Below are 16,335 nucleotides of genomic sequence, written 5' to 3' on the forward strand. Positions count from 1 at the left end.
TACATAACAAGGTTCTAAGTATATTTACTCATTTCAATTAAATAAATCTTAAATTTTTTTTTATATTTCGTTTTTATTTTTTTTAATTGCAGCGAAGAGATATAGTTTTAAATTGATAATAAAGAGAACTTCTTAAATTGAAAGGTATTGCAATAGGTTTTTCTGATACTTCAAAAGAGATTTTAAAAAGACTAAAAAAAACTGAATTTATTAATGAGATTTTCATAGGAAGCTCATCCTATAAAGATAAAAATGTAAAAGACTCAGTTAAGTTTATGAAACCTAGGCAAATTTTGAGAGAAAAGTGGGGAAACTTGGAGTTAATTATCTTTGTCGGCTCAGTTGGCGCCTCTATTAGACTTATCAATTCTTTATTATCTTCCAAAGATAAAGATCCTGGAGTAATTGTTATTGATAAAAAAGGATCAAAAATTATCCCTATAATTGGCGCACATCAATCAAATATCCAAAATATTGCATTTCAAATATGTAATTTATTCGGTGGTGAAATAATCGAGACTAATAATTCAATTGATCAAAATTACTTAAATATTGACTCATTTGGAAATCAATGGGGATGGAAAAGATCTGGAGATATAAAGGACTGGTCAAAATTAGTAATCAAGCAAGCTAATAAAAAAGAGATTTTTTGTAGCCAATTATCAGGCAACAATTTATGGAAAACTTCTGAAGTGGGAAATACTATTACTCAATTATCAGACAAAGATTATGAGCAAAAGAAATCAATTTTTCATATATCTATATTCGATAATCATAAAAATACTTGGCATCCTCCAACTTTATGGATCGGTTTAGGTTGTGAGCGAAATACTAGCAAAGAATTAATTGAAGACTCTTTACAAAGTTTTTTAGCCACTAATAATTTATCTCCATTATCAATAGCAGGTTTTGCAACTGTTGATTTAAAAAAAGATGAGAAGGCAATTTTAGAGATCTCGAAAGAAAAAAATTTACCTATAAAATTTTTTACATCTGAAGAGCTCTCTTCAATTAATACCCCAAACCCATCGAATGTAGTTCTCAATGAAATTGGTACACCTTCAGTTGCTGAGGCATCTTGCATGATCGCTGCAGGACAAGGTTCAAAACTATTGAAAGAAAAGAAAATTTTTAAAAGTATCGATTCTTCAAAAAGTACTTTTGGCGCAGTAACTATTGCAGTCTCTGAATCTAAAAATCAATATTCCCCATTAACTGGTGAGATTCATGTTGTTGGTAGTGGGCCAGGAGATATTTCCTATTTAACAAATGATGCTAGAAAAGCTTTATCAAAATGTTCTATTTGGATTGGATACAAAATGTATTTGGATCTAATTAAACCTCTTAAAAGAAAAGACCAAGTAATGATTGAAAGCAATCTTACTGAAGAGAAAGAGAGATGTGAGAAAGCTATAAAACTTGCTGAAGAGGGAATCAAAGTAGCACTAATATCCTCTGGCGATGCAGGTTTTTATGGGATGGCTGGCCTACTTTTAGAATTAATTCAAAAAGTTCATAAAGATATTAGGCCTTCATTTGAAGTACATCCAGGAATAAGTAGCATGCAGTTGGCTGCAGCAATTGGTGGAGCCCCATTAATGAATGACTTCTGTTCAATCAGCTTGAGTGATAAGTTAACCCCTTGGGAAACTATAGAAAAAAGAATTGCAGGTGCTTTATTAGGAGACTTTGTAATTGCCATTTTCAATCCACAATCACTTGAAAGAAATTGGCAATTGAAAAGAGCTATAGAATTATGCCTAGGATATAGACCAGGAAATACTCCAGTCTTAGTAGGAAGACAAGTAGGTAGGGAAAATCAATCCAAGAGCTTTTTTAGTTTAGATAGTATTCCTTTACAGGATATAGATATGCTATCAATAATAATCATTGGTAATTCTAAAACTACTTTGGTTGATGAAATATTTTTAACTCCAAGAGGATATTTAAAAAAGTAATTTGAAACTCCATCTTATATTGATTATTGAATATTTTGTTTTTGCTTTTTTTGCAAGAGAATATTAATGTTTAATAAATAGTATCTAGATTAATTCCTTGAATAATATTGGTGTAATTTTATTTGATATAGATGGTGTTATACGAAGCGTAGAGAATAGTTATAGGCTCTCACTAAAAAAAACAGTTTATCGATTTTGCGGCTGGGAGCCTAGCTATCGAGATATAGATAATGCAAAAAACGAAGGTATCTGGAATAACGATTGGGATTTAAGTTTAGAACTGATAAAGAGGCATATTAAAAGTAAGAATCTAAAACTTAAACCACCTCAAAGAGAAGATATAATTCTATGTTTTGAAGGCTTCTACTTTGGTGGGAATCCAAATAAAGATAGTAATGACTGGTCAGGTTTTATAAAAAATGAGGAGTTGCTAGTGGAAAAAGAATTTTTTTCTACATTAAGTGCCAATGGAATTATTTGGGGATTTGTAAGTGGAGCTGAATCTGCATCTGCCAAATTTGTTTTAGAAAATAGACTTAAATTAATATCTCCCCCCTTAATAGCAATGGGTGATGCTCCTGATAAGCCAGATCCTCAAGGTTTTCTTGAATTAGCAAGCAAGCTTTCCGAAAGTAGTTTGGGTTATGCAAATGTACCCATTGCTTATTTAGGTGACACAATTGCTGATATCAATACAGTTTCTAATGCAAAAAAAAGAATTCCAAGTCAAAAATTTATAAGCATTGGAGTAGCCCCTCCTCATCTCCATTTAGAATCTAGGATGAAAGAACGTATTTCGTATGAATCAAAACTTAAAGAGGCAGGAGCTGATTTAATTCTAAATACAGTAAATGATCTTAAAAATATAGATATTGATTTTTTTAAAAAATTCCAAGAATAAAAATAATTCTTATAAATAATTACGGAGAGGGAGGGATTCGAACCCTCGACAAAAGTTACCTCCTGTAACTCCTTAGCAGGGAGCCGCTTTCAACCACTCAGCCACCTCTCCAGTTCTTCTACATTATCAATTTTTGAGCAAACATTCAAAATTATTTATTTAATCGAAATGTCTAATCAACTTGGACTCTTGGTAATCTATTTTTAAAAGAGCAAAGAATTTCCCAAGGAATGCTATTACATTTATCTGCCCAGTCAATCGGAGAAATTGATTTATCTCCTTCAGATCCTAGTAGTAGCATGGTACTACCAACTTCAATATCATTTGAGTCTGTAATATCTACCATCATTTGATCCATTGTTATAGATCCAACTTGAGGATAAAGTCTTTTATTATGAATCAAACTTATTTTGCCAGATAAATTTCTAATGATGCCATCAGCATAACCAATACTTAAAACTGCTAACTTTGTTTTTCTATCACTAACAAATTTATTTCCATAACTGACTCCAATACCTTTTTCAATAGTTCGAACAAAAGTCACTTTAGCCTTTAAAAATAAAGCAGGTTTAAGAAATAAATTTTCATTTATATTTACTGATGGGTCATAGCCATACATAGAAAGGCCAACGCGTACCATATCAAAATGAAAATCTTTGCCAAGAACCATGCCAGCAGAATTAGCAAGATGAATCTTAATATTTTGTGTATTATCAATATCAATAATTTTCAATAATTCTTGAAATTTTTCTTTTTGTAATTGAGTGCTGCTTTTAGGATTCAAAGCATTCTTTTCATCTGCGCAGGCGAGATGACTATATATTCCCTTAACAGCAATATTTTCAAGTGATTTAATATTATTAAATTGTTGAACAAACTGATCACATTCAAATCCTAATCTTGACATCCCAGTATCAACTTTTAGATGCAACGAGAATTTTAAATTATTACTCTTTCCAATGTTATTACAAATCAAACACTCCCTAAATGTACTAATAGTTGGCATCAAATCATTTCTAAAACATATTAATAAATCTTTTTTCGTATAAAGATTACCAAGTACAAGAATTGGGGCATTTATCCCAAAAGAACGAAGCTTTATACCCTCCTTTAAGGTTGCTACTCCTAATTGAGAAGCGCCACCTTTAATCGCTTTTTCAGATACAACTTTTGCATCATGTCCATATCCATCAGCTTTGACAACTGCCATAAATTCACAATTATTTTTTAATTTTGATCTTAATTGCCTTACGTTTGACTCTATTGCTTTACCACTGACTTCTATCCAAGCTCTTTGAGTTGGATCTATTTCTCCTTCAAAACTTGGAAGAGTATCAAAATTAATTTTTCGATTATTCAAAGAATTTGAATTAATGATTAAGCGATTATATGCGCTTATTTAAATATACCGCTAGCATGACATGTAAATTGATTTTTGGCATGGGCCAGACTCTTGTTTTAAATGCATCTTATGAACCTTTAAACATTACTTCTTGGCGAAGAGCTGTAATTTTAATGATCAAAGGTAAAGCTGAAAGTTTAGAAGAAGATCAATCATATGCCATACATTCTGGGCAAAACCTTCCTACTGTTATTAGGCTTCGCTACTACGTTAAAGTTCCCTTCAGAGAAGTCGCACTTACAAGAAAAAATATACTTCTTAGAGACAATAATTCATGTCAATATTGTAACCACAGAGGTAGTGATTTATCGATAGATCATGTTTTACCACGAAGCAGAGGTGGAACTGACAACTGGGAAAATGTAACAACTGCATGCCTTAGATGTAATGTTCAAAAAGGTAATAGGACTCCCGAAGAAGCAAATATGCCTTTAAAACGAAAGCCATATCGTCCATTAAGTAATCTAAATTTTGAAGCCACTAGACAAATAGACTCTGGAAAACATAAAGAATGGAGTAAATATGTGATTGGGTTAGCTGCTTAAAATTAATTAATTTTCATTCTCATTAAAATCTTCTAGCATCCTTTTTTGTTCTTGTGCTAAACAAGCATAAATAACATCATCTAATTGTCCTGCCAGAATCGGCTCTAATGCAAAATTGGATCCCAACCTATGATCAGTAGTTCTATTATCCTTAAAGTTATAAGTTCTAATTTTTTCGCTTCTATCTCCACTTCCAACTTGCATTAGCCTTTGTGACCTTTCCTTAGCATTAGCTTCTTTTAATTGAATCTCATATAACTTAGCTCTTAGAATTTCCATAGCTCGCTCACGATTTTGTAGCTGAGATCTTTCTTGTGTACAAAATACTCTGATACCTGTTGGCTTATGAATTAGATCAATAGCAGTCTCTACCTTATTAACATTTTGACCTCCAGCACCACCTGATCTAGCCGTACCAATTTCTATCTCAGTTGGATCAATCTTAACTTCTACTGGATCAGCCTCAGGCATAACCGCAACTGTTGCAGTAGAAGTATGAACTCTGCCTTGAGATTCAGTTGCTGGGACTCTTTGAACTCTATGAACACCTGCCTCAAATTTCAATTGACTATAAACAGAATCTCCTTTTACAGAAATAACTAATTCTTTAAATCCTCCCATATCTGATTCAGAAGCACTAATAGGTTTTACTGTCCAACCAATCTTTTGTCCATATCTTTCATACATTCTTGCTAGATCACCGGCCCAAATACAAGCTTCATTTCCTCCTGCACCAGCTCTAATTTCCAACATTACACTTCTTTCATCTCGTGGATCTTTGGGTAATAAAGCAATTGTTAATTTTTCAATAAGTTGATTCTTAAGATCTTCTAGACTAAATAATTCTTCATTAATCAATGATTCCATATCTTTATCATTTCTATTCTCTTTAAGTAATTGTTTAGAGTCTCCAATTTCTTTATCAGTATCAAGTAATTGATTAAAATCTAAAACCAAAGGTTCCAGCTTGGCTCTTTCTCTTGCTATTGATTCTAGTTTTTTAGGGTTATTTGCAATATCGGGGTCAGCCAACTGCATTTCCAAATTAACAAAACTTTCTGATGCATTTTTCAACCTTGCAATTAATGTTGTATATTCCAATTGAAAATTTGCTTAAATTTTGATTAGTAAATTTTTATTTATCTGATTTTTTAGATTCTTTTGTTTCTTTTGAAGTAGCTGAATCGGCTGAACCCATTCCATACTTTTTCATGAACCTATCAACTCTACCCTCAGTATCAAGTATTTTTTGAGTGCCAGTAAAGAAAGGATGATTCCCACTCCAAACATCAACATGTAATTCAGGCTTAGTTGAACCTGTTGTCATTACGACTTCTCCATTACAAATAACTTTTGCATCTGGATACCATTTAGGATGAATTTCTGATTTAGGCATAATAAAAGATGTTTTAACGTTTAGAGAATTGACCAGCTTTCCTAGCTTTTTTAAGACCATATTTTTTTCTTTCTTTTGATCTAGGGTCTCGACTAAGGTGTCCTTCTGTTTTTAAAGGCTTCCTGTTATCTGGAGATAAACCACAAAGAGCTCTAGCTGCTCCTTGCTTGATAGCATCTGCTTGCCCTGTTAAACCACCACCAAAAACATTTACAAAAATATCGTATGAATTTTCAAGGCCTAAAGTTAGCAAAGGTGCTTTAACTGAATTTAAGTGTGATGGGTTGAAGTTTAAGTAATCATCACCAGAACGACCATTTATTTTAATTTGTCCATTGCCGGGAATTAAACGAACTCTTGCCACAGAAGTTTTTCTTCTTCCAGTACCCCAATAAACTGCTTTGTTTTTTACTTGACTATTCATTGTTAGAGTTTAACTATTTAATAATACAGGATTTTGTGCAGCATGAGGATGATCTGAACCTTTATAAACTTTTAATTTCTTGAATTGCTGCCTTCCCAATGAATTATGAGGAAGCATTCCTTTAACAGCTTGCTCAATTATTCTCTCAGGAATCCTTTCTTGAAGTGATTCAAATTTTTCAACTTTCATTCCTCCTGGTCTACCAGAATGTCTTCTGTATAATTTCTGTGATGCTTTTTTACCTGTTACCTCTACTTTTTCGGCATTAACAACGATAACAAAATCACCTGTGTCTAAATGAGGGGTAAATGTTGGTTTATTCTTTCCTCTCAAAACAGCAGCTATTTCTGTAGAAAGCCTGCCAAGTGTCTTATCTTTAGCATCAACTAAAAACCAATTTCGTTCGATAGTTTCTATAGAGGGAGTAATAGTTTTATTCATTTATAAATTTTACTTGAATAAATTTTATCAATTTTAAATTCTACCTTATTGAAGGAGTAATAAACAATTATTTTGATTATCTAAATATATTATTTAAGTTTATAAAATCTTCCAAGCTAGGAGTAACCTCTAATTACAAATTTCGGGAAAAGATCATTTTTATTAATCCTTTTAAAAATATTTTCTTCGTATACAGAATTTACGAAACATAAACCTTTGGCTGGCGCTGACTCTCGAACATCATGTTTCTTTTTTAAAACCCATCTATCTTTAAAGATATCTGGCGTTATTTTCTTTTCTCCTACTAAAACAAGTTGACCCACTATTGAACGTACCATTCCATAAAGAAATCCTGTAGCTTTTATATCTATCAATATCAAATCCTCAGTCCTTTCTAATTTTATATCTTTTATTGTTGTCACTGAAGTTGATCTATTACTTCCACTCTTTTGAAAAGCAAAAAAATCATGCTCTCCAATCATTCCATCTAAAGCAATTGACATTGAAACCTCATCAAGATATTTCTGATATCTATGCCAAGACCACTTATTTAAAAACAAATTAGGTATCTTATTATTATTTATTACGTATCGATAATGTCTATAAACTGCAGAATAGCAAGCATGCCAGCTACTTTTTACTTCTACTGATTCTAAGATTCTAATTGTATGAGGTAATCTACTATTTAATACATCTGCATAACGATCAATTGGTATTAAGAAATCAATATCAAAATGAATTACTTGCCCAGAAGCGTGAACTCCAGCGTCTGTTCTTCCTGAAGCAAATGTTTTTATAATTTGATTTGATATTTTAAATAGGCAATTTTCTATTGTCTCTTGAACACTTATTGCATTTTTCTGTCTTTGCCAACCTGAAAAATAAGATCCATCATATTGGATAACTAAAGCTACTCTTTTCAAAAGTTATTTTATATTTTCCAGTTTTATTTTTCTATCTTCAAACTAGTTCAATAATAGCCATTTGTGCATTATCACCTTTTCTAGCAACAGTTCTGACGATTCGGGTATAACCACCGTTTCTCTCTCCATATCTTTCTTGAGCTTTTTCAAATAGTGAGTGAACTAACTTTTTATCATAAATGTAACCAAGAGCTCTTCTTCTAGCAGATAAAGTACCCTCCTTTGCTAAGGAGATCATTCTTTCCGCCTCATTTCTTAAAGCTTTAGCTCTTGCTTTGGTAGTAGTTATTCTACCTTCTCGAATAAGTTGAGTAGTTAAAGCTCTAAGAAGAGCTTTTCTTTGATCAGCTGGTTTACTTAAAAGAGGAACCCTAAGTTGATGTCTCATAATCTCAATAGTTTGTTAAACAGATGTCCTGCTTTGTGGAATTGAAATTCCTATTCGTTCAAGAGCTTCAATAACCTCATCTGCAGATTTCGAGCCGAAGTTCTTAATTTCTAAAAGATCTTCGTAACTGAATCCCATTAAATCTGAAACAGAATTAACTTGTGCTCTCTTCAAACAATTATAAGCTCTAACGGACAAGTTTAGTTCTTCTAATGGAATTTGAGCTTCAGGAGAAGGTTCTGGTTCTTCAGGTATTTCTTCAACCATTGTAACGGTTGCTAGGGGCTGAAAGAGTTCAATTAACTGGTTTGCTGCTTCAGCAATTGCATCATCAGGGCTTGTGGAACCATCTGTAACAACTTCCATTGTTAATCTTTCTCTACCTGTTGCTCCTTCTGCAACAGCAGTTTCATCTATTGTGAAGTTAACTCTTTTTACAGGCATAAAAACAGCATCAATCTGAAGCAAGTCTATAGCAGTAGTTTCTTGATTTCTTCGATCTACAGGTCTATAACCAACCCCTCTTTCTACATGAATTTCTAGCTCTAGATTATGTCCCTCTTGAATAGTTGCGATAGGTTTTTCACCATCAACTATTTCAACTTGAGAAGAAAATTGTATGTCGTTTGCCTTTACTTCCATTGGGCCATTAACTACTAACCTCCCAATCTCAGTCTCTGGGTTGGAACTATTAATAGAAAGTTGCTTACAATTTAAAAGAATATCTAAAACGTCTTCTCTAACTCCTGGGATAGTGGCATATTCGTGATTAATTCCTGAAATTCTTACAGCTGTAACAGCACTACCTTCAAGTCCTCCCATAAGAACTCTTCTTAAAGAATTACCGAGAGTTGTAGCTTGTCCTCTTTCTAAGGGGCCAATTAAAAATGTTCCTGTTTGGGAGCGATCATCTGATATTTGATGATCGATTCTGTCAATCTGGTATTGCAACACGGAAAAAAAAAGGTTGAAAGTTTGGGGGGGGGGGGGGGGTTAAGTTCTAAACGCGTCTACGTTTAGGTCTTCTGCATCCATTATGAGGTAATGGAGTTACATCTCTTATTAGAGTTATTTCTAAACCGGCCACTTGTAAAGCTCTTATGGCGGTTTCCCTACCTGAGCCAGGGCCTCTAACTAATACTTTTATTTGTCTCATGCCTTGATCAAGAGCTCTTTTAGCCGCGGCTTCGGCAGCTGTTTGAGCAGCAAATGGAGTCCCTTTTCGAGCACCTTTGAATCCACTTGCTCCTGCAGAAGACCAAGAAATTACATGGCCCGAAGTATCAGTGATAGATACGATAGTGTTATTAAAGGTACTTTGAATATGTACTACGCCATTTGGTACATTTTTCTTTGATTTCTTTGAACCTGTTTTTTTTACTGGAGCTGCCATAACAATTTAGATAAATAAATTTAGTGTCATTTTTTTATAATTAATTAATTATTTTTTTCTTCCAGCAACTGTTTTTCTTGAGCCTCTTCTCGTTCTAGCATTTGTTCTTGTTCTTTGACCTCTTACAGGAAGACTCATTCTATGCCTTCTCCCTCTAACACAACCAATATCTTGCAAGCGTTTCATCGCCATACCCTCTTTCCTACGTAAATCACCCTCTACAGTAAAGTCTTCTGTAGCACCTCTCAATTTCTGTACATCACTATCTGATAAATCTTTGACACGAATATCAGGATTAACTCCTGTATTTGAAAGGATTAATTTTGATCTTGTTAGACCAACTCCATAGATGTATGTAAGTGCAATTTCAACTCGTTTTTCACGAGGTATGTCAATTCCTGCAATCCTGGCCACTTGTTTCGAATTAGTAAAAGGTTTTTAATTAAATTTCGTCAAAGATTAACCTTGACGCTGTTTGTGTCTAGGGCTAGCGGTGCAAATAACCATTACCCTGCCATGTCTACGAATAACACGACATTTGTCACACATTTTTTTTACTGAGGCTCTAACCTTCATAAGGTTTTCTCATTAAAATGTTAATTCCATATTGTACATCATCGACAAGCCATTTTTTGTTTTATATCAGCAGAAATTGTTTTTAGATCACCATCAGCCTTGATATTTTCTAATAAGGCGAGATCTTTATAGTATTCAATCAATGGCTCTGTAGTTTCCTTATAAATTTTTAATCTTGTTTTAATAGTTTTTTCATTATCATCTTTTCTACCCCTAATAAGTAAACGCTTTATTAAAACTTCGTCTGGTATATCTAAATAAAATACGATTTCTAAAGGTTGATTTATATTAATCAATACATCATTAAGAGAATTCACTTGAGACAAATTTCTAGGATAACCATCTAAAATCCAACCATTATTATCCTTATCCAAATTTTTTTTTACAATTTCTAAAACTAATTGATCACTTACAAGTTCCCCTCTATTCATAATATCTTTTACTTGTTTACCCAAATCAGTATCCAAATCAATTTCTTTTCTTAATAATTCTCCAGTAGATAAATGTAAATAAGAGTTGGCTGCACTCAAAAGGGCAGCTTGAGTTCCTTTACCTGCTCCGGGTGGTCCTAAAAATAGTAAATGTTTTTTCATTAATTATTAACTAATCCCTCATACCTCTGAGAAATAACATAAGTTTGAATTTGTTTAGCCGTATCGATAGCAACTCCTACAAGAATCAATAGAGAAGTGGCTCCTAAACCTTGAAAAGTTTGAACATTAGTTGCTCTTTCCACAGCCGCAGGAATTATTGCTACTGAACCTAAAAATAATCCTCCTAATAGTGTCAGCCTATTTTGAATACCTGACAAGTAATTTGCTGTATTAGAACCAGGTCTTACTCCAGGAATAGCAACTCCTCCCTTTTTTAAATTAGATGCTACATCTACTGGATTAATGGTAAGAGAGGCATAAAAGTATGAGAAACCTAAAATTAAAGCAAAAAATGTTAATGCATATGGCCATGGATTGGAAGAACCCGGATTTAAACTACCAGCTATTTTAATTAGAATTGGATTCCCGGTAACATTTGCAACTGTTATTGGTAAAAATATCAAGGCAGATGCAAAGATAATTGGCATGACCCCTCCAGCATTCAACTTTAATGGCAAATAACTTTGTCTTGTTGGAAGTAATGAAGAATTACCTATCTGTCTTTTTGCACTAACAATTGGTATGCGTCTTGCTCCCTCTTGAACAAAAATTATTCCTACGATTGTTAGTAAAAAGACTCCGAGTAAAACAGCTATACCTAGAACATCTCCACGATCGCCAGTTTGTGCTTTTTCAATAGTTGAACTCAAAGCTTTTGGCAAGGTTGCAACAATATTTAAGAAGATCACTAATGAGGCTCCTTGACCTATTCCTTTCTCCGTAATAATTTCACTAAACCACATTACTATCATTGAGCCTGTCACAAGGGCAATAGATGTTTGCAAAACAAAAGCGGTTTCACTTATACCCTCGATTGCATACTGTCTAAGAATTAACGAGAATATTATACTTTGTAAAAAACCCCATCCCAAAGAAACATATCTGGTAATCTGAGCGATTTTTCTTCTACCTGCTTCACCCTCATTTTTTTGCAAATCTTCAAGGACAGGTAATGAAGCAGTCAAAAGTTGAATAATAATTGAAGCATTAATAAATGGTAAAATTCCAAGTGCAAATATTCCTAAGGTTGAAATTCCTCCTCCAGTAAAAATATCTAGAAAACCAATTAATTGACCACCCTGGTCAATAAAACTTTTAAACGCAACTCTATCAATTCCAGGCATTGGTATATAAATACCCAGTCGGACCAAAAGCAGAAGACCTAAAGTTGTTAAAACTCGATTCCTTAACTCTTTATTTAAAAATAATTGAGTGACTATTTCTGAAGCACTAGGATTTCTACTTTTGTTAATTAACATCGGCAAATAAAATTAAATTTATGAGTAAATTTATTTATTATTAATAATTTCGCAAGATCCACCTGCAGCTTCTATTTTTTCCTTAGCAACTTTAGTGAATGCATGAGCTTGAACTTTTAATTTCACTTTAACTTCTCCATTACCTAAAATTTTGAGAGGAAATTTCGGCTTAAATAACAACTTTTTTTTCACAAGCGAATCTATATTGACAACTTCACTTTCTTTGAATTCACTTAATTTGCTTAAATTAACTATTGAAAAATTTTTTTGATTAATAATTTCAAAATGCTTTAACTTGGGAACTCTTCTGTAAAGGGGCATTTGACCACCTTCGAATCCAGGTCTTGTAGGTCTACCGGATCGAGATTTCTGTCCTCTCATACCAAAACCACAAGAAGCTCCCTGCCCTGCCGCGATACCTCTACCTTTTCTTAATTTTTTCTTTCTTGAACCTGTGTTTGATTTTAGTGTATTTAAAGTTGAAGTCATAATTTTAAGAGTAAAGCTGTTCAAGAGAAATACCTCTCTCTCTAGAGGCAGATTTGTGGGTTCTTAATTGAGAAAGAGCCACCATTGCAGCTCTCGCATTATTCAAGGGAGTTTTACTACCTAATCTTTTAGCTAAGACGTTTTTAATACCTGCTAATTCTAAAACTGTCCTAATTGACCCACCAGCAATTACACCCGTACCAGGTGCAGCAGGTCTAATAAGTACATTCGCTGCTCCATCTCTCCCTTTAGATAAAGTAGGTATAGAATTATTCGGAGTTAAAGGAACTCTAACAAGATGTTTTTTACCGTCTGAGACTCCTTTCCTTACTGCTCCTATAACATCTCCTGCCTTCCCTACTCCTACTCCTACTTGTCCTTTCTCATTCCCAACAACAACAATTGCTCTAAAACTCATTTTTTTACCACCTTTTACTGTTTTAGATACTCTTCTAATTTGAACAACTCTTTCTTGCCACTCAGAATCCCTCTCATTTTTAGAGTCACCTCTTCGATTTCTCTTTCGATCATTATTACGATTACCTCTCCTCTGTTCATTAGCATTAGATGAGGGTGGATTCTCAGTCTTTGACTGATTTTCTTGTTTTGTTGGAGTGTCTGTCATGATAAAAATAAATATTTAGAAATTCAAGCCTGCATCACGGGCCGCATCTGCAAGAGCTTTAACTCTGCCATGATATAGATTCCCACCTCTATCAAAAATTACTTCTTTAACACCTTTCTTCATTGCTCTTTTAGCTAATAACTTACCAACAATTGAAGAAGAGCTGCAGTTAGAAGAGAGTTTTTCTTTATCTTCCTTAAGTTCTTTATCTACTGTAGAAGCAGAACATATAGTTTGTTGTGCATCGTCGTCAATAACTTGGGCATAAATATGATTATTTGAACGGAAAACAGCTAATCTTGGGCGTGCGGTACTACCGATTAGGTAACGCCTTAATCTTTTATGCCTTTTTTGAGTTTGAAGTTTCCTTGAAATTTTAGCCATGATTTTTAAAGCAATTATTTTTTGCCGGATTTACCAGCTTTTCTGATGATTCTCTCATCTTGGTATTTGATACCTTTACCTTTATAGGGTTCTGGAGGTCTGATTGATCTGATTTTTGCTGCTTCATTTCCAACAATTTCTTTATCAATTCCAGATACAGTTACATTGGTATTACTTTCAACTTTGTATGTTATACCATCGGGGGGGGTCATTTCTACTGGATGACTATATCCAGCACTTACTACTAAATTTTTTCCTTTCACTTGAGCCCTAGATCCAACACCCACTATTTCCAATTTCTTTTCGTAGCCTTCAGTAACTCCTTGAACCATATTTGAAATCAATGTTCTACATAGACCATGCCTTTCCCTTGAATATCTTTTCGTAGTTGCTGGAGTAACAACAATCTGATTTTCTTTCTGATCAAAATTTACACCTTCAGGCATTAGTCTTTTGAGTTCACCTTTTGGACCCTTTACGGTAATGCTTAATCCCTTAATATCAACAGATACCTTTTCTGGTATTTGTACTGGAGATTTTCCTATTCTTGACATAATTAATACCTCTTAATAAACATAACAAAGAACTTCGCCACCGATGCCTTGTTTCCTTGCGTCACGGTCACTCATTACACCCTTTGAAGTTGATACTATAGCAACTCCAAGACCCCCAAGAACTTTTGGTAAGCCCTTTGTATTTTTATAAACTCTCAATCCAGGCTTACTTACTCTTTGCATGGATCTGATAGTAGGAAATTTATTTTTACCACTATATTTAAGTCCTAAAACGATTTGAGACTTGTAACCCTCACCTTCCTCATTAATATCAGTTATGAAGCCTTCTTTTTGCAGAACTTTAGCTATGCTAAGAGACATTTTGGAGGCTGGGATTGCGGTGGATGTATGCTTTTTTTGACTCGCATTTCTTATACGAGTAAGCATATCTGAAATAGGATCGTGATTTGACATGTTTATAAGGTTAATTACTAAAAGGCATTCCTAGCTCTTTCAAGAGAGCTTTACCCTCTTGATCGGTTGAGGCGCTGGTTACGATTGTTATGTCCATTCCTCTAATGGAATCTATTTTATCAAATGAAATTTCAGGAAATATCAATTGCTCTTTTACTCCTAAAGTATAATTACCTCTTCCATCAAAGCTTTTTGGATTAACACCTCTGAAGTCTCTAATTCTTGGTAAGGCTAGATTTATAAATCTTTCTAAAAAAGAATACATCCTATCTCCCCTAAGGGTAACTGTACAGCCAATTGCCATTCCCTCCCTTATTTTAAAGCCAGCAATTGCTTTTTTGGATCTTGTAACTAAAGCTTTTTGTCCCGTAATAGTTGCCATTTCATTTAAAGAGGCCTCTAAAGCCTTTGAATTTGAAGCAGCTTCTCCAAGACCTCTATTTACGTTAACTTTAATAACCTTGGGTACTTGATGAATATTTTTAAGACCAAGGTCTTTTAAAAGCTTTGGTCTTATTGCTTCTTTGTAGCGAGTTTTAAGAGTCATGATTTTTGTAATTAATTCTGGTCTTTGTCAGAATTGTGTAATAAGAAAATTGAAATCTCGTTTTTGATGAAGAATTTAATCAATTAATTCACCAGTTTTTTTTAATCTCCTTTTTTTAACTCCCTCTTTATCAATAAAATATTCTATTTTACTTATTAGATTTTTATCCTTTGAAAAAAACATTACATTAGAAGCATGTAATGATGCTTCTTCTGTCAATATTCTCCCACTTTCACCTTCTTGAGATGGTTTTACATGTTTTGTTCTAAGATTTACTCCCTTCACAACTACTCTATTCTCTAGGGGGATAGTTTTTAAAACTTCACCAGTTTTACCTTTTTCTTTACCGTTAATAACTTTGACTAAGTCTCCTGTTTTAATTCTCATTTTTATTCTTTTGAAGTTTTTCTTTTGTTTAAGTGAGTCCAACATTTAAATAACCTCCGGAGCTAAAGAAACGATCTTTGTAAAGTTCTTATCTCGTAATTCCCTTGCTACTGGACCAAATACTCTTGTACCTTTTGGATTTTTATCTTCATTAATCAAAACGGCTGCATTATCATCAAAACGAATTGAGTTCCCTGTATTTCTTCTTAAAGTATGTCTTGTCCTAACAATAACTGCTTTAACGACATCTGATTTTTTAACCCCCATATTTGGCAATGCGTCTTTTACTGATGCAACGACAACATCTCCCACATGTGCATATCTTCTATTTGAACCCAGCACTCTTATGCATTGAAGTCTTTTAGCTCCACTGTTATCAGCAACAGTTAAGTAAGTTTCCTGTTGAATCATTTTTTATCCTCCTTACTCATTATTGTTTTATTTAGAATTTCCTCTATTGCCCATCTTTTATGAGCACTTAGTGGTCTTGTTTCTTTAATTTTAACTCGATCTCCCAAAACACATGAGTTTTCTGGATCATGTGCCTTGTAACGAGTAGTTTTACTTACAATCTTTTTATAAGTTGGATGTGGGTATCTATTGATTACGGCAACAACAACTGTTTTGTCCATTTTGTCGCTTACAACAGTACCAATTCTTTCTTTAAGTGCCATAG

At 33.6% G+C, this 16,335-nt stretch carries 25 protein-coding genes and 1 tRNA gene; 3 read left to right on the forward strand and 23 right to left on the reverse strand.

All coding sequences use genetic code 11. The features are described 5' to 3' along the window. Positions 1-137: 137 nt before the first annotated feature. Positions 138-1,958 carry a precorrin-3B C(17)-methyltransferase gene (gene cobJ, locus TX50_RS08175; protein ID WP_011133153.1) on the forward strand — a complete coding sequence of 607 codons (1,821 nt, stop codon included), beginning with the start codon at positions 138-140 and terminating at the stop codon, positions 1,956-1,958. A gap of 97 nt (positions 1,959-2,055) precedes the next feature. Next, entirely contained in the window at positions 2,056-2,859 is an 804-nt protein-coding gene (locus tag TX50_RS08180; RefSeq protein WP_011133154.1) for a TIGR01548 family HAD-type hydrolase, read from the forward strand. Between the two features lie 22 nt (positions 2,860-2,881). Here TX50_RS08180 and TX50_RS08185 read toward each other — a convergent pair. Both TX50_RS08185 and alr read right to left on the reverse strand, forming a co-directional pair. After that, positions 2,882-2,970 (reverse strand) — tRNA-Ser (locus TX50_RS08185). Between the two features lie 61 nt (positions 2,971-3,031). Beyond that, complete coding sequence (gene alr, locus TX50_RS08190) at positions 3,032-4,219, reverse strand: alanine racemase (RefSeq protein ID WP_011133155.1); 1,188 nt, start codon at positions 4,217-4,219, stop codon at positions 3,032-3,034. A 29-nt stretch (positions 4,220-4,248) separates the two neighbouring features. On the opposite strand from alr, the gene TX50_RS08195 reads away from it, so the two are divergent. Continuing rightward, a complete protein-coding gene (locus TX50_RS08195) occupies positions 4,249-4,806 on the forward strand; it encodes an HNH endonuclease (RefSeq protein WP_036930691.1) in 558 nt (185 codons plus the stop codon). 6 nt (positions 4,807-4,812) lie between these two features. On the opposite strand, the gene prfA is transcribed toward TX50_RS08195, so the two are convergent. From prfA to rpsQ, 21 genes are all read right to left on the reverse strand, one after another. Next, positions 4,813-5,907, reverse strand: coding sequence for a peptide chain release factor 1 (prfA, locus tag TX50_RS08200; protein ID WP_011133157.1), 1,095 nt, complete (start codon positions 5,905-5,907; stop codon positions 4,813-4,815). A gap of 34 nt (positions 5,908-5,941) precedes the next feature. After that, a complete protein-coding gene (gene rpmE / locus TX50_RS08205) occupies positions 5,942-6,202 on the reverse strand; it encodes a 50S ribosomal protein L31 (RefSeq protein ID WP_011133158.1) in 261 nt (86 codons plus the stop codon). A gap of 13 nt (positions 6,203-6,215) precedes the next feature. Further along, the gene (rpsI, locus tag TX50_RS08210) at positions 6,216-6,626 is read right to left on the reverse strand and encodes a 30S ribosomal protein S9 (protein ID WP_011133159.1); all 411 of its coding nucleotides are present in this window, start codon (positions 6,624-6,626) and stop codon (positions 6,216-6,218) included. A gap of 9 nt (positions 6,627-6,635) precedes the next feature. Further along, on the reverse strand, positions 6,636-7,067 hold the full coding sequence (gene rplM / locus TX50_RS08215) for a 50S ribosomal protein L13 (RefSeq protein WP_011133160.1): 432 nt from the start codon (positions 7,065-7,067) through the stop codon (positions 6,636-6,638). Between the two features lie 116 nt (positions 7,068-7,183). Then, complete coding sequence (truA, locus tag TX50_RS08220) at positions 7,184-7,990, reverse strand: tRNA pseudouridine(38-40) synthase TruA (RefSeq protein WP_011133161.1); 807 nt, start codon at positions 7,988-7,990, stop codon at positions 7,184-7,186. 37 nt (positions 7,991-8,027) lie between these two features. Continuing rightward, positions 8,028-8,378: a 50S ribosomal protein L17 gene (gene rplQ / locus TX50_RS08225; protein WP_011133162.1), complete on the reverse strand. Its 351-nt coding sequence runs from the start codon at positions 8,376-8,378 to the stop codon at positions 8,028-8,030. 15 nt (positions 8,379-8,393) lie between these two features. Next, the gene (locus TX50_RS08230) at positions 8,394-9,332 is read right to left on the reverse strand and encodes a DNA-directed RNA polymerase subunit alpha (RefSeq protein WP_011133163.1); all 939 of its coding nucleotides are present in this window, start codon (positions 9,330-9,332) and stop codon (positions 8,394-8,396) included. 46 nt (positions 9,333-9,378) lie between these two features. Beyond that, a complete protein-coding gene (rpsK, locus tag TX50_RS08235) occupies positions 9,379-9,771 on the reverse strand; it encodes a 30S ribosomal protein S11 (RefSeq protein WP_011133164.1) in 393 nt (130 codons plus the stop codon). 48 nt (positions 9,772-9,819) lie between these two features. Then, the gene (gene rpsM, locus TX50_RS08240; protein WP_011133165.1) at positions 9,820-10,185 is read right to left on the reverse strand and encodes a 30S ribosomal protein S13; all 366 of its coding nucleotides are present in this window, start codon (positions 10,183-10,185) and stop codon (positions 9,820-9,822) included. Between the two features lie 45 nt (positions 10,186-10,230). Next, complete coding sequence (gene rpmJ, locus TX50_RS09335; RefSeq protein ID WP_011133166.1) at positions 10,231-10,347, reverse strand: 50S ribosomal protein L36; 117 nt, start codon at positions 10,345-10,347, stop codon at positions 10,231-10,233. Positions 10,348-10,385: 38 nt separating this feature from the next. Then, positions 10,386-10,940 carry an adenylate kinase gene (locus tag TX50_RS08245; protein ID WP_011133167.1) on the reverse strand — a complete coding sequence of 185 codons (555 nt, stop codon included), beginning with the start codon at positions 10,938-10,940 and terminating at the stop codon, positions 10,386-10,388. After that, a complete protein-coding gene (secY, locus tag TX50_RS08250) occupies positions 10,940-12,259 on the reverse strand; it encodes a preprotein translocase subunit SecY (protein WP_011133168.1) in 1,320 nt (439 codons plus the stop codon). Before secY ends, TX50_RS08245 begins: the two co-directional genes overlap by 1 nt. Positions 12,260-12,289: 30 nt before the next feature. Further along, complete coding sequence (rplO, locus tag TX50_RS08255; RefSeq protein ID WP_011133169.1) at positions 12,290-12,748, reverse strand: 50S ribosomal protein L15; 459 nt, start codon at positions 12,746-12,748, stop codon at positions 12,290-12,292. Between the two features lie 4 nt (positions 12,749-12,752). Beyond that, positions 12,753-13,373 (reverse strand): 30S ribosomal protein S5, encoded by a 621-nt coding sequence (gene rpsE / locus TX50_RS08260; RefSeq protein ID WP_011133170.1) that lies wholly within the window; start codon positions 13,371-13,373, stop codon positions 12,753-12,755. Between the two features lie 15 nt (positions 13,374-13,388). Then, positions 13,389-13,757, reverse strand: a complete 369-nt coding sequence (rplR, locus tag TX50_RS08265; protein WP_011133171.1) for a 50S ribosomal protein L18 — start codon at positions 13,755-13,757, stop codon at positions 13,389-13,391. A 14-nt stretch (positions 13,758-13,771) separates the two neighbouring features. Beyond that, on the reverse strand, positions 13,772-14,311 hold the full coding sequence (gene rplF, locus TX50_RS08270) for a 50S ribosomal protein L6 (protein ID WP_011133172.1): 540 nt from the start codon (positions 14,309-14,311) through the stop codon (positions 13,772-13,774). Positions 14,312-14,323: 12 nt separating this feature from the next. Then, the gene (gene rpsH / locus TX50_RS08275; RefSeq protein ID WP_011133173.1) at positions 14,324-14,725 is read right to left on the reverse strand and encodes a 30S ribosomal protein S8; all 402 of its coding nucleotides are present in this window, start codon (positions 14,723-14,725) and stop codon (positions 14,324-14,326) included. A gap of 10 nt (positions 14,726-14,735) precedes the next feature. Then, positions 14,736-15,272 carry a 50S ribosomal protein L5 gene (gene rplE, locus TX50_RS08280; protein ID WP_011133174.1) on the reverse strand — a complete coding sequence of 179 codons (537 nt, stop codon included), beginning with the start codon at positions 15,270-15,272 and terminating at the stop codon, positions 14,736-14,738. A gap of 75 nt (positions 15,273-15,347) precedes the next feature. After that, positions 15,348-15,704, reverse strand: coding sequence for a 50S ribosomal protein L24 (rplX, locus tag TX50_RS08285; protein WP_011133175.1), 357 nt, complete (start codon positions 15,702-15,704; stop codon positions 15,348-15,350). Next, on the reverse strand, positions 15,705-16,070 hold the full coding sequence (rplN, locus tag TX50_RS08290; protein ID WP_011133176.1) for a 50S ribosomal protein L14: 366 nt from the start codon (positions 16,068-16,070) through the stop codon (positions 15,705-15,707). Further along, entirely contained in the window at positions 16,067-16,333 is a 267-nt protein-coding gene (gene rpsQ / locus TX50_RS08295) for a 30S ribosomal protein S17 (protein WP_011133177.1), read from the reverse strand. The genes rplN and rpsQ overlap by 4 nt, the downstream gene beginning before the upstream one ends. Between the last annotated feature and the right edge of the window lie 2 nt (positions 16,334-16,335).

Origin of the sequence: Prochlorococcus marinus subsp. pastoris str. CCMP1986 (assembly GCF_000011465.1) — a bacterium.
Lineage (GTDB): Bacteria > Cyanobacteriota > Cyanobacteriia > PCC-6307 > Cyanobiaceae > Prochlorococcus_A > Prochlorococcus_A pastoris.